The sequence below is a fragment of the Pseudomonas sp. A39 genome (genome assembly GCF_058145955.1).
In genome coordinates, this window is record NZ_JBYVMD010000001.1 from 198,022 (window position 1) to 210,690 (window position 12,669).

10 protein-coding genes are annotated in these 12,669 nt (G+C 52.6%); 2 read left to right on the forward strand and 8 right to left on the reverse strand.

Annotated features, from left to right (window positions below; genetic code table 11):
* Window positions 1-2: 2 nt before the first annotated feature.
* A complete protein-coding gene (locus AC3ZU9_RS00940) occupies window positions 3-1,766 on the reverse strand; it encodes a UvrD-helicase domain-containing protein (RefSeq protein WP_490090151.1) in 1,764 nt (587 codons plus the stop codon).
* Window positions 1,767-1,809: 43 nt separating this feature from the next.
* On the reverse strand, window positions 1,810-3,714 hold the full coding sequence (locus AC3ZU9_RS00945) for an ATP-dependent nuclease (RefSeq protein ID WP_137212326.1): 1,905 nt from the start codon (window positions 3,712-3,714) through the stop codon (window positions 1,810-1,812).
* Between the two features lie 454 nt (window positions 3,715-4,168).
* Here AC3ZU9_RS00945 and AC3ZU9_RS00950 point away from each other — a divergent pair, with 454 nt between their 5' ends.
* A complete protein-coding gene (locus AC3ZU9_RS00950) occupies window positions 4,169-4,423 on the forward strand; it encodes a tyrosine-type recombinase/integrase (RefSeq protein WP_191951213.1) in 255 nt (84 codons plus the stop codon).
* Window positions 4,424-4,592: 169 nt separating this feature from the next.
* On the opposite strand, the gene AC3ZU9_RS00955 is transcribed toward AC3ZU9_RS00950, so the two are convergent.
* The 5 genes from AC3ZU9_RS00955 to AC3ZU9_RS00975 form a co-directional block, all read right to left on the reverse strand.
* Window positions 4,593-5,408 carry a hypothetical protein gene (locus AC3ZU9_RS00955; protein ID WP_137212327.1) on the reverse strand — a complete coding sequence of 272 codons (816 nt, stop codon included), beginning with the start codon at window positions 5,406-5,408 and terminating at the stop codon, window positions 4,593-4,595.
* A 78-nt stretch (window positions 5,409-5,486) separates the two neighbouring features.
* Window positions 5,487-7,457 carry a DUF3732 domain-containing protein gene (locus AC3ZU9_RS00960; RefSeq protein WP_137212328.1) on the reverse strand — a complete coding sequence of 657 codons (1,971 nt, stop codon included), beginning with the start codon at window positions 7,455-7,457 and terminating at the stop codon, window positions 5,487-5,489.
* Complete coding sequence (locus AC3ZU9_RS00965) at window positions 7,457-7,972, reverse strand: three component ABC system middle component (protein ID WP_446730747.1); 516 nt, start codon at window positions 7,970-7,972, stop codon at window positions 7,457-7,459. The genes AC3ZU9_RS00960 and AC3ZU9_RS00965 overlap by 1 nt, the downstream gene beginning before the upstream one ends.
* 147 nt (window positions 7,973-8,119) lie before the next feature.
* On the reverse strand, window positions 8,120-9,301 hold the full coding sequence (locus tag AC3ZU9_RS00970) for an ABC-three component system protein (RefSeq protein WP_490090152.1): 1,182 nt from the start codon (window positions 9,299-9,301) through the stop codon (window positions 8,120-8,122).
* Window positions 9,302-9,793: 492 nt separating this feature from the next.
* On the reverse strand, window positions 9,794-10,399 hold the full coding sequence (locus tag AC3ZU9_RS00975; RefSeq protein ID WP_490090153.1) for a hypothetical protein: 606 nt from the start codon (window positions 10,397-10,399) through the stop codon (window positions 9,794-9,796).
* Between the two features lie 177 nt (window positions 10,400-10,576).
* Here AC3ZU9_RS00975 and AC3ZU9_RS00980 point away from each other — a divergent pair, with 177 nt between their 5' ends.
* On the forward strand, window positions 10,577-10,849 hold the full coding sequence (locus tag AC3ZU9_RS00980) for a hypothetical protein (protein WP_490090154.1): 273 nt from the start codon (window positions 10,577-10,579) through the stop codon (window positions 10,847-10,849).
* 339 nt (window positions 10,850-11,188) lie between these two features.
* Here AC3ZU9_RS00980 and AC3ZU9_RS00985 read toward each other — a convergent pair whose 3' ends face one another.
* Window positions 11,189-12,355: a restriction endonuclease gene (locus tag AC3ZU9_RS00985; protein WP_490090220.1), complete on the reverse strand. Its 1,167-nt coding sequence runs from the start codon at window positions 12,353-12,355 to the stop codon at window positions 11,189-11,191.
* Between the last annotated feature and the right edge of the window lie 314 nt (window positions 12,356-12,669).

The following is a 12,669-nucleotide window of genomic DNA, read 5'->3' on the forward strand; positions in this document are numbered from 1 at the left end:
GGTTATCGGGGGGGGGGCGGTACTTCAAAACCCAATTGTGCCAGTACAGGTCGATCCTCTTCTTTGAGCTTTTTTACCGCCCAAATCAACATATGCTGGGGCCTGGAACTCGCCACATAAGCGAACCTTGCGGCTTCCGATCCGCGATCTCGCAACCAGTCTTGCCAATGAGACTGGTGCGGCCCGGGCTGTTGGGACGAAACCACCACAGTGACATCGTGAGTTTCGCCCTTCACCTGGTGAATAGTTTCGTAGCGCAACGTGTCTGGTGGCCCCTCCAGTACCTCTTGGCTCAACACTCGCACGGAGACTGGCTTATCACCCTGCCCTTTGCGAGCCACAAGGTTCAAGTTTTTCAGGACATCCAGCTCCTCCAGTAACTCCACAGGTACGAAAGGTTGATTCGGGAGCCGTCGGATCGCCAGCTTTGCAGTGCGCACCCAAGTAGACCAAGTCTGATCGGACTTGCCAGCACCATTGGCGACCATGAATTTCAGGCTTTCATGGAGGAATTTCCGCCAAACAAGCTTGGACTCCATGACAATGGGGCAATAGGGGCCGACTTTGGTGACCTGCAGCTCGAGCTTTTCGGCCAGCCACTTTGCAAACGTCCTCAGGCTTTGCTTGATGTCCTTAAGGTTACCTGTGTTGGCGCTGATGCACGCGACTGCCAATAGTTCGATGCCTTCGAAGGTCTCACCATTACGTAAACGCTGCAGGGTCGTATGACCTCGGGCCACCAGTACCACTTTGGTGTACCCCTGTGTCATGGTGCGAATCGTAGGCAGCAGCTCAGAGGGGCACACTTCATATTCGAGTATCCGTGGTTGCAGGGAAGGAATATCTGCATTGCCCATGATCCGTTCGCCGCCAAGGATGTTGGTACACAGATCGACTATGACCTGTCCACTCCGCCAGTTCGACTTGAGCTCATACGGGTCGAATTTCAGCTTGACCATGAGGTCGGTGACATTCTCTGGGTTTGACTTGCGAAAGCCATAGATTGACTGGTTCAGATCACCCACGAAATGGAACGCCATACCGAACCGTGCGAGATGCTCCACGATTCGCAGTTGCTCTGTAGAGAGATCCTGGCATTCGTCCACGATGACCAGAGGAAACCGGCGCGCGATCCGCGAAAAATAGGGGTCGAATTTCCTATCCTTGAATGCCTTCAGGGCAAGCATGTCGATGTCACCAAAAGTGGCAAAACCTCCTCGCCACAGCCGCTTCTTAGTGGCAATAAGATCTTTGCAGGTATCATGATTAAGGGTTTCGGCGTTCAGTTGCTTATCGAGGCCGCGTTCGCCAGTGGAAAATACGAACTTGGTCGTTCCAAGGTCGTAGTCGTATTTGCACGCAGAGATCCAACGATTGCAAATGCTATTTCGCGTGCGATAGATGTTCGCTGCTTTGTCCAGAATCCGAATGCGAAAGTCACCCTCCCTGCCGGTATATCCCGTCATCTCACTGGCAATGCTCGCCACCAGCCGGTTCAGCACAAAGCTGTCGAACGTAGCGATTAGATGAGGTTTGCCGATCGGCTCCCCCAGGTACCTATGAACCCTGTTCCTGAGTTCGTCCGTGGCACTGTTGGAGAACGTCAGGACTGCGATGCCCGATGGTGACCGAGACCATTCTTGGACTATTTTGGCCACCATCGCGGCAACCACTTCCGTCTTTCCGCTGCCCGGGCAGGCCTTGAGGTAAACGTGCCTATCGAGCGGTGAGGCGAGATAATCCAACTGTTCCTGGGTGAAGTTCATTGGGGGAGCACCCTGCGTGGGGGTTCTTCAGCAACTCGAGCGATCATGCCTGTCCATCTTCCAGTCCACAGGCCCAAAGGATGCCCAGTCGGATGTACTCCGGCACGACGAAATCAGCTGGGCGCGCCAAGAGCGCGTCCGCGAGCGCTTGGGCGTACAACCCCTTGCCGATCTCTTCGGAGTCGAGCCTGGCGAGCAAAGCGCCAGCAAAAGGGGCTTTGTCAGCAGAGGACATGGAGGCGAAATCCCGTTTTGCATCTTCCCTCAAATTCCCGGCCACCTTGCCATCCTGAACGGGCCAGAGATCTGCTGCCACATTCAGCATGGTCGTAAGGTTGCCGCCCTCCAGCGCAATGTCGTACTCGAAGGTCTTGTACTTGCCGGCGAACAACCGTGCGAATTGAGACTGATTGATCGGCCCCTGAAGCTCCAATGCCGGATTGTTTCCCAGCCGGTGATCTTCGGCATGCGGAAGGAATGGAATTGGTTTTTCCCCGCCTTCGCCATCGTCAATGATCGAGAGAGATTTTGAAGGGTCATTGTCCGTGAGTCCGGCGCACCTGATAGGCACATTACCACCAGGCTGGGCGCCCGTGACATCGCAGAACAGCTGCATGAAATGCTTGAAGTAGATACCGCCAAGGTTGATGACGGACACGCCGTAATCGTCCAAAGAGTCCCTGCCCCTCCCTTGAGCATGCAAGACGATCCTAGCCAGCTCGGGGACAACGATTGCCTCTGCAATTCCTTCGACGAGGATCGCGCCTTTTGAGAAAAGAAGATTTGACTTGGTGACGTCGAGCCAGCGATCTACAAAACGCCGGCTCTGCTCAGGAAGCCCTGTTTTTCTCAGAGGAACGGCTATTGGCATGCCTTCATTGGAGAGGTGAATCAGGTGCTCCACAGACACCGCAGCCGAAATCACAGTTGAGTGGGTTGTGATGATGACCTGGATACCTCGCGCTTCTGCCTCCGTTTTGAGGTGTCGTAGCAACCGTAGTTGGAGCTGCGGGTGTAGGTGCGCCTCCGGTTCCTCGATGAGCAGCAGCCGCAGGTAGGTCTCTTCACCACGCCCCTCCTCTACCTCGAGGACGAGCTCCGCGAGGATGGATGCAATGTACAATAAGTTGTTGTACCCCAGGCTGTTCTCCCCTAGAGATCGGAACTGGGTGGGGTCGGCATTTGTGAGGTCGGGGAAATAAAGCAGTCTCAAACCTTCAACGATACGGGAGAAGCTCACCTCGGAGAATTGGATCAATGTGCTTTGGGACAGATGCATTCCGAGCGCGGCCTTCAGGCTTTCACCGATGCGTTGGTTGGCCAGTTTGATGGCAAAGTCGTCGCTCTGAGAAAGCTCGCGGTTGAAGTCGCCAACGCGCTGCTCCAGCGCAGTTTGAGTACCGGCCTTTCTGGCAGCGTCCAACTCTTTCCGACATAGGGCCTTCAACAGTCTGGCCAAGCGTGATTGGCGCCCCTCTCGGAGCTTGCTCTCTGCGTCACGTAGTGGCGGCAGATAAACACAGTGAATCAAGTCGAGTGTTTCAGGGTCTAGGGGCTGGGTGAATTCGTGCCCACCATAAGTGTGATACTTGAAGCGTCCACGTGACTCTTGGTTTTTGGCAATGAAAGTGAGCTTCGCTTCGTCATGGTTCCCGCACCATTCATTAAAGGCAGTGGCATCCTTATCATCAAGGTCGGAAAACGTGGCCTGGATCTGGAGCTCCACCGAGGCGAAAGCACCTGCCTCAAAACCCTTGTAGAAATCCTGCTCACCGATGATTCGTTTCCCCGACTCCGAGTCATTGAATAGCTGACGCACCGCGCTAATTACACCGGTCTTGCCTGCGCCGTTTTCGCCCACCAACACGTTCAGCCCGTCGTGAAGTTCGATAGTGAAGGGTTCACCAAAGCACTTGAAACCTCTAACGTTCAAAGCACGCAGATACATGAGAATCCCTTCTGTTTAGAGTCATCCGCTGGCAGGCAGAGACCGCGACTGGATAGCGCAGGCCTCGATGAACGACCCTTGGCTGCGAATTGGCAATACGTTACACCGGTTGGCTATCGGGGCCTACGAGGTGATTGGGCTTTAGCGCTCTTTTCAAAGCGGAAATAAGGGTACGCAAGTCTGCTGCTTGACTAACTCTTGGGTACATTAGCGCCCCTCCTCACGAACTGCGCAGGGATCGTTGGCTACCCATGCCATAAGTGGTCAAGGCATTACCTTTTTCCTGCCCTACACCAAGGGTGACCGACAGCATGAAGGAACTACGTTCCAGACGCCGGCGCTCACAATGCTTTGCCCCGTGGAGGCCTATATCAATTGGATAACGGTTGCCGGGATCGCTAAAGGCCCGGTGTTCCAGCGGATTGATCGCTGGGGCAACGTGTCAGGCAAAGCTATGCAGCCGCATAGCCTGATACCCGTGCTACGCCGCATTTTCAAAGAGGCAGGATTGCCAGCGGAACTGTATAGCAGCCACTCAATGCGGCGAGGCTTTGCGACCTGGGCGTCCGCCAATGGGTGGGACATCAAAGGGCTGATGAGCTATGTGGGCTGGAAGGATATGAAGTCAGCTCTCCGGTACGTTGACGCTGGCATGTCGTTTGGAGGGTTTGCAGTGCGGCCAGGGGCAACACAATTGAGTCACCCCTGACGCCTGCCCCGGCTGCAACTTCCATGTTTCTGCTGCACGAAGATATGTTTACAAAGACCTGCGTGCCATGGCAGCACTTTACAACTAATCGTCCATCCCGACCTTAGCTCTCCATCCAGGGTAAGCGTACAACGAAGTCATTTATCGATCGAAGTTGTTAGGGCGATAGTCAAGAAAGATTGCTATCAAGCCTTGCTCGGACTTCGCTAGCCAGCCTTTCGTCTATCTGCTCAAGCACTTTTGCAACGGCCCACCAGTTCTTAGCCCGAGTGAAGTCGGAGTGGCGGAAAGAGGACTGGACTCCCACAACACGTACATTGTCTACCGCCGACCAAATAATGGACTGAGACTCAACGAGCTCCCAAACGGAGCCACCACTTACACCTTCCAAATCAGGAGTAAATACTGATTGACCGTCCAACGCCTGGGCCTCACGGCCATAGTCGAAAAATAAGTCCAATCCCTCAATGTAAGGCTCCTTTAAATCAGTTGGAACGTCAGGGCGCCGCTGCGTGTATGCAGTCAGAAAGCTACCATGAGTCCAGCCATTATTTTCGCCTGTAAGAGCGACGGGATATCCCGCGACGAAGACCGCCCCATTTTCGGGGTTGGCCGAAGGCGAGGCAACGTTCTGAAGCGTCAGGAACTGCCATCTTGCCTCCAAGCGAGCGATTGTCTCCTGGGAGTGCAGCTCAATGACTGCTACGTCGATCTTGTCATCGTCAGGCTTATACAATTTCATATCACCGAAGGTACGCAGTGCACCTTTCAATGGATTCTCTGGATAAGCCAATAAAGTCAGATCACTGACTTGGTCGAAGAGGTGCCTTACTGTGATGATGAACGAGCGATTTGCAATTTTGAAAAGTGTTCCCGTAGCCACAACTGCAGCGGAATGCCCTATCTCATGGAGGATGGGGATAGTCACACTCAGGACGAAACGTCTGACGAGATCTGCCTGAGATTTATCGATATCAATAGACATGCTAAAAGGGACTCAACTTCATGGGCTCAAGGTTCTCAAATGCATGCGAAAACCAACATTCTTGCGGCTACTTACAACTTAGGAGCTAGGTAACTCAAACCAAGGCGGTACGAGCTTCTTATCGCGCCATTCTTCAGTGAGTACCACGTTAGGAATTCCGCCCCAAACACCTTCATCGGCATGATCGAGAACGATAATTTGTAGGCGACCTTCCGAGCTGTTGACTGCTGTAGCCAAGGCCCTGAAAACCTTGCGCACGGCTATTCGGTCTTCGTCGTCAAGCTCATGCTCCTCGTCAGTCTGGGCGGCGCGCTTTACTGGAAAGTACACCTGACTAGGCTGGTCGAAAATCAGAAAGTGAGGTACTGGATGCTCAACGGTTTTCTTAGCCAAGAACAGTTTCTGCAAGGCCAGCAGCATCGCGACATGGTATGCGAGCCAGTTTGCGCCACTACCGATCTCCCATAGAAAATCATCACGCCCATCATGGCGCACCTTGATCGCAAGGTCAGTGATCGATAGACCGATTCGGGCATCCTTCCACTCGGCATCAAGAACCGGCGTTATCTGGGCGCAGTAATCACTCAGTGTGTTCAAGATCTTGCGAGTTTTATCTCGCACTTGGTCAACAGAAATCGATGGTGCTAGGGCTGCTATCTTGTTCTCAACCTCATTCAGCCGTTTTGCCAAGCCCTCGTCCTGTTGCGCCGTTTCATAATTCCGAACAGCCTCCTGGAGCCGACCAAGATATCGATCGATGTCGGACTGGCGCAGAGCCTGACCTTTGGCCTGAGTGTCGAGGGCTTCAATGGCCTTGATCTCTGTTTTAATTGCTTCGAGCTCCTCAGCATCGATGCGCACCGCGCTGCGTAGCCGGACGAGCTCACTTTCAACCGAAGCAGATACTACGGGCGTTTGTTCCGAGAGCGTCTCTATGCCATGCAGTGCCTTACACAATGCGTCTAATTCACTAGACGCTGACAAAGTTTGTGATCCCAGAATACAGGGGGACGATTGCTCGACAACTAAGTCTTTCAGCCACGTCGAGAGCGACAGCCGCTCTTTCATGGTATCAAGCGCCTTGAGGTAAGCGTTGGCATCCCCCCGAATGCGGGTCAGCTCGTTAAGCTTTTGACGACCGGTAAACAGGTTCGCGGCGATGACGTCTTCCCGCTTTCTCAATTCGCCTATGGTCGTGATCGAAGCCTGAAGCGCCTCGAACTTGGGTGCTGCATCGCGAGAGGTTTTCTGCAGGATCGAACTGAGCTGCTGAATCGCGGTAGTCCAATCCTCCGAGAGCACCGCATTGTTCGGTACTAGCCCGTACTCTCGAGCTTGGTAATACCAACTGCGAGCCTCGGAGCGCAACCGCGCAGATGCATCAGCGAGCGTTTTGAGCTCTGACTGCAGCTGCTTCTGTTGACGCTCAAGATCTTTCATTTCCCAAGATGCAACCAGCGTTTGAGAGGTGACGGCACCCAGAATGAACGGAAAAATGTCCTTGAGCTTCTCACGGTGGCCTGTGGTATCAGCCTTGTAGAAAAGGACGTCAGGGTTAGCCACTATGTTTTGCGGCTGGAAGGTGAACGCCATCAAATCTCGGAAGCTCGGACGGGTTTTGAATCCGTAGCGAACGTCGTCTCCAAAACCAAGATTCGGCAGGCCCGACAACCTGTTCAGGATGTCCTTCACACTGCTTCGGTTTGTGTTTTTGCCCTCAATCCTTTCAGGTATAGAAATCTGATCACCTTCCAGGGCGAACATATCATCCGTTGATCGTTGCTTGCCCGGTTCAGCACGTGCGAAAAGCTTGAGTCCTTCGTCCGTATCCACGAGCAGACCAAACCACCCGCAGGTATTGCGAATAGTTCCAACAGGAATCCCACATTTTTCCGAGGCTAAGCAGTAATCGATAATCGGAATAACCGCCGACTTCCCTGCCTTTGACGAACCGCTGATCACGTTCACTGCTCCGGGCGTGAACGTCAACTCTCGATACTGAAGGCCGTTTTTTGGCCACAAAATCAATTTTATGATCTGGAGTTTCATTAAAAACCTATCCGTAGTGCAGCCTGGACTTCCTGAAGAGTTAGCGAACCACACCACCCGCCTAGCTTGTCAGCGTGCTTCCCAAGCTCCCTGACAGCCAGTGGAGTCCTTGAGGGATATCGCTTGGTCGTGCAGTCAACTGAAGCGGAAGTTACGTTGAGTGTCAGCAAACCGCACTCAAGTGCGATAGACAAACTGGACAGGGACGTGGGTCGCAGCATCAGCATCCTTCGTTGCAATGTCAGAAGCACCTCTTGATCCCTGGAGAATTTCGATGCGAACAGTCGCAATCCGGAAGAGGGATTTGTCCCTGACATTACTGTCCTGAGCGTTTCGTTAAACACAATCGGTAACACAGCGAAGAGTAAAGGCAGCTCCGGCAAACGACCGGCGCTCTGACGGACGAACCCTTTAACAAACTCCCACATCAGAATCGCACCGAGTGCAGGGTTCTGCACCAAGTACACCTCATCAAGGCTATTGTTCGCCTTGCCGTATAGTTTTGTAGGCTCCATCCTGGTCAACCTGTTGGACTTATTGTGGTTGGTCGCACTGCGCAAACGGCGACCTTTAGGGGGGGCGCGAAGTGCATATGCATATTCAATGTATTTGCTTCGCCTGCGGGTTCGACAGAAGCGGCTCAGTCCAGCACATATCGAAAATCAGTCATCGATCAAATCATTGAATTGGGGGTGCCATCCAATGTCTTTACGGTTTGAAAAATCGTGGTAAGTCCCGCGAACGAAAAAACCCGGGGAGTCGACGTCGTTAAGTTTGGCGTTGTCCACCATGCATCTGAGGTGCAGCAGCTGGCCTTTGTCGACGTCCGAAGCGGTAGCGTAGATGGAGAGCAGACGAATTTCCTTACTGAAAAACTGCCACTTTTTCAGCAAGCTTTTTTTGAAGTCGTTGAACTCCGGCTCGTAGACCAGACCTCGTTCCCCCCACCGCACCTTATTGGTTGTCGACTGCAAGTAGTCCGACATGGCATCGGCGCTGTCCTGTTCCATTTCAATCAGCTCAAGCTGACGAATCAGCGTAAGGGCGTACGGCCGACCCTCTTCGATCTCCTGGGCTGTCGGTGGAGGCAGCGTGTATTTCAGAAGATGGTTAAACGAGAAACGGCTATTGTAGGTCGACATCCAATCGCTGAACTGCGAACGAGCGAGCACTGCTAGCTGACCGCCTGCAATCAGTACGTCTGAGGTGTTTTTCACCCACCCGATTGCTGCATGACAGGCATCTTCCAGAAGGTCATCTGGCACGGCTAGAGATAGGTAGCCCTTGATCCCTTCAACCAGTTGGTCATTCCCTGTTTCGAGCTCAAACGCCATGACCAAATTCGCACGCTTGTCAGGATCGTAGCTTAAGAATTTCTCGATATATGGCTTGCAGCCCGCTGGCTGCTCGTCTTGAAAGGATTGACGAATCTCGCGTACCACGTGCTCGACCTGAGGCTTGGTATGCGCGTAATGCAGATCGTGCGCGAACGCACCCTCTTTCCTTTGCAATACATAGAGACGGAAGCGAGTTTTTCCAAGGTCGATTACACCCGCCTCAATAGCATCGATCCAGTTAGAAAAAGTCTTCCACAAATCTTTAGAGAAATTGGCAATGGGGTTAGTAGCAATACCGCTCTTGGATTGCTCAACCATTTTCTTGCCGTCAGCATATTCAACGTCAACGTCGTCTAAAACTTCTAACGCAACGAACGAGCCCCGTGGCGCCTCGCACAGATGTAGGCACATCCGGGTGGACTGCAGTGAGTACCCAAGGTAAGAGCCAGGTCTGCTCGATTTCAGAGAGGGATTTTCTCTCACTACCGTGATGCTTTCCTTATCCATACACTTTCGTCCTGAATCGTTCGTTCGAGACCACTGCAGCCTGAATCTGATTTCTCAGTGTCTACGCGGTGGATTGTGCGCGCTCTCGAAGTGCAATCGGAGCGTCCCCAACAAGGGGGTGAGGTTGCAAAGTCTGAATTCGCAACGGCCCAAATGGGTGACACGGCCTTTTGACATCGGTTCTTAGTCCTTGAGCAACGGGTATGGATGCTCACAGGTCTAACTGGCAATTCCAAATCGCCATCATGTTAGCCTAGTTACGTATCTGGTGAAAACCGTCGTTAGAATGACATTGGCCCTATGGGTGTTCGTCCGATACACCTGCGCGCCTCGCTTGCCCCACAGCCCACAGTATTGTCGAGTGGAGGCTGAGCCTGACTGCACCCATTTAGCCGACAGTTGCAACTGCTCTGCTCCACCCAGAGGTTGATGGTTTTTCAAACGTGAGCATGAGCCATGCTCGGTTATCCATGCAGAAGTAGGCTACTCCTCTCACGAACTCTCAATCCGAGCTAGCAAGTATCCTCCCAAGCAAAGCTGCTCAATCAACCAAGAAGCGTCCTCCACGCTGAACGTGAATACCCTGTCTTCGATGCCCAAAATCGGTACGAGTAGCTCGTCGTTCACCCCTAGAAAAAGCTGAAAATAGCTTTGCGAATCTGGATAGCGAAACGATCCAGATGCTCCAAAGAACATTCCGTCCAAGTCGTAGCCGTGGTTGCACAACCAATCCTGCTGTGTGGACTGAGTACGAGACACAATCAGTTGGTGAAATAGTTTACCAAAATCCAATATCAGCGGATTAGGGATACCAGTGAGGATTGCGCTCCGTTGATAGAGCGTTTTGACCAGGGTCGACAGCCCATCAGCTAGCTCCCCGCATTGCTGAGCAGTGAAGTCATATTCAGACCCGTCTAGGACGAGGCTTATGTGGCTATTTGCGAGTTCAACAGATGCCTCGAACCACCTAGCTTCCTCACCCTCACCCTCACCCTCACCCTCACCCTCACCCTCATCGTCATCGTCATCGTCATAAGATAGAAATGCGCGCTCGGCCCTGAATCTAATAATTTCTGCAGAATCATGCTCTTTCAACATTGCCCACTCAGCCCTGTTCCGTGAAATACAAACTTAAACGGATTTTTTCGAGCAAAACTTTAGCGCTGCGCAAAATTACTTTTCAGGCAGATGTCTTTTTAATCCCACCACTCAAGTTTCGAATTTCGCCTCCGTTTAAATAGTCATGCGACATATTTTCTGAGGACTATCGAGACCATGAGTACAAAACTGCCGCCGAACAGATTCTTCACGTTCAAGGATGGTTCGCCCGAGGGTGAGTTGGACGAAGTTAGGCTCGCCATCTTCACTCGGCCCGGCATTGCCGAGGGTGAAGTCATAAGCGATGACAACAGCTACGCAGTTCTCCTGGATACAGAATCCAATGGCGTAATTTCTATCAAAATCGATGAGTCGCGCTTTAGGTTCACGCCTCAGCAGGCGACGGCGCTAGCCTCAGCACTTACTGACCTCTCGAGAAATGACGGATGAGTTCCCGCCTCTGCTCTGTGCAATCGGCTCTGTGAGACCTTCATCATGGAGGGTGATCATTACGGGCCGGAAACCGTGTAAATCGTTGCTGAGGAGATAGCGATTGGAGGGTTACCGGCTTGGCTTTGTGCGTGCCCCTGCGGGGATGGCTGTCGTGAACCGAGCCTGGCGGAGCCAAGTCTCGACCCTGCCGGGCTTCCATCCTCACGCCTCCAGCCGTATCGGCTTGCGCGCTCCGCTTGCTGTTCAATCGGTTGAGCATCGTCTTTTATTGTCACGGATCTCGAAACCGCACCGACGTCGCGGGGCTAAAGTTTTTGCCTCGAAGGGCGCCAACTTTTAAGCACTTTCTTCCTCGGCCTGGAAAACCTCTATGAGCTTCTGGTTGTAGTCATCCAGATAGCTCTGAAGCCCGTCCCGGTCGATCAGCCGGACGCCTGCTGTGCTGGCCAGCTCTTTAGCTGATTTCGTGTAGTAGGAGTTCGTTACTACCATGGCCTCGTCGCACCCATAAAAGGCTTTTGCGGAGATGGCTTGCTGCACAGCCGCATTGCCTACGGAGCCCGAGTAGTTCTTTGCCTGGATCACCATGTTTTTGCCGAAGCGGCTGACGAAAAGATCAGCGCCTTGGTCAGCCGTCTTCTTGGTCTCTTTAACGTCGTATCCAATGGTTTGGAATATCTCAACCAGGAAGGCTTCAAACTGAAATCCGTCCATAGCGTCCACTAGGTACATGGTGATGAACTGGTTTGGATTGAAATGCTCCAGCTGAGAACCCAGGCGCTCGACGAGAATATCGAAATAAATCTCCTCGCAAAGGCTCAGGCCATTACGGAAAACCTGTATCGGGAGGAGTGGAACACCAGATGTAGAAGCCGCCTGGGGATTGAATTGAACATTGGGGAAAGCAACGTCATTTTCCCACAGGTAGTAATAGAACAAAGCCAAGTCAGACCTGAACGTCGTTCCTGCCTCTTCAATCCAAGAACGTAAGGTGTCGGCAAGATCAGTTTGAATGTGGCGGGTCAGCTCTCTGGAGAACCCCCTATAGTCAGAGTTGAAAGCTGTGGTCTGCAGCAGCTTGTCCAAGAGAGATGGAAGCCCTTCAAGCTCGTCAAAGCCTTTGCGAATCAGGACTTCTCTGAACAATTCCCTTTCGCTGTACACACCATCCAATCGTGGCCCGGGTACGCCCGCGTCATCGCTGCTACCTGCGCTTTCGCGAGTTGTGTGAATAAAGTTTGTGAAGTATGGCTGCTTAAGCTCTGCATACTTTCTCAAGACGTTATTCAAAAGATCGTTGAGCTGGGCTTGCTCCTTCTTCTTCCCGAAGAAGTCCTGAATCAAACCTTTGGATCTGTATTGAAAGTCGGGATAAAACGAAGGATCCAGCGGCGTAAGGTGTCGCAACGTGAGCTCTGATGACGGCGAGACCTGAGAGCCCATGCACCACGGGCATGCGATCTCGAAGGTAGTCCTGTTGCATCCGTTGCATTGGTAAATCATCGCGTCTATCCCTTTCATGAGTCGTCACGCGGCTAGCGCGTAATCACGCTTGCGACAATATCTGAGTGCCATTAGCACGTCCACGCGTTCGCGTCCGGTTAGCGCCTATTTGCGTCGGAACAAAAAAACTTCCTATACGGCTCAAGGTTTTTCAAAACGAACCGTTTTTCATATCTATGACATCTAGAGAAACCGGTTTTGAACCTACCAACGATCGCATTTGCACGCTCCTTGAAAGACGCCGTACCGTTTGCCGAGACCATCCAGGGTCATCGTCAACGCAGGGCGTGGGAGCGCTTGGTCAGCTACATCGC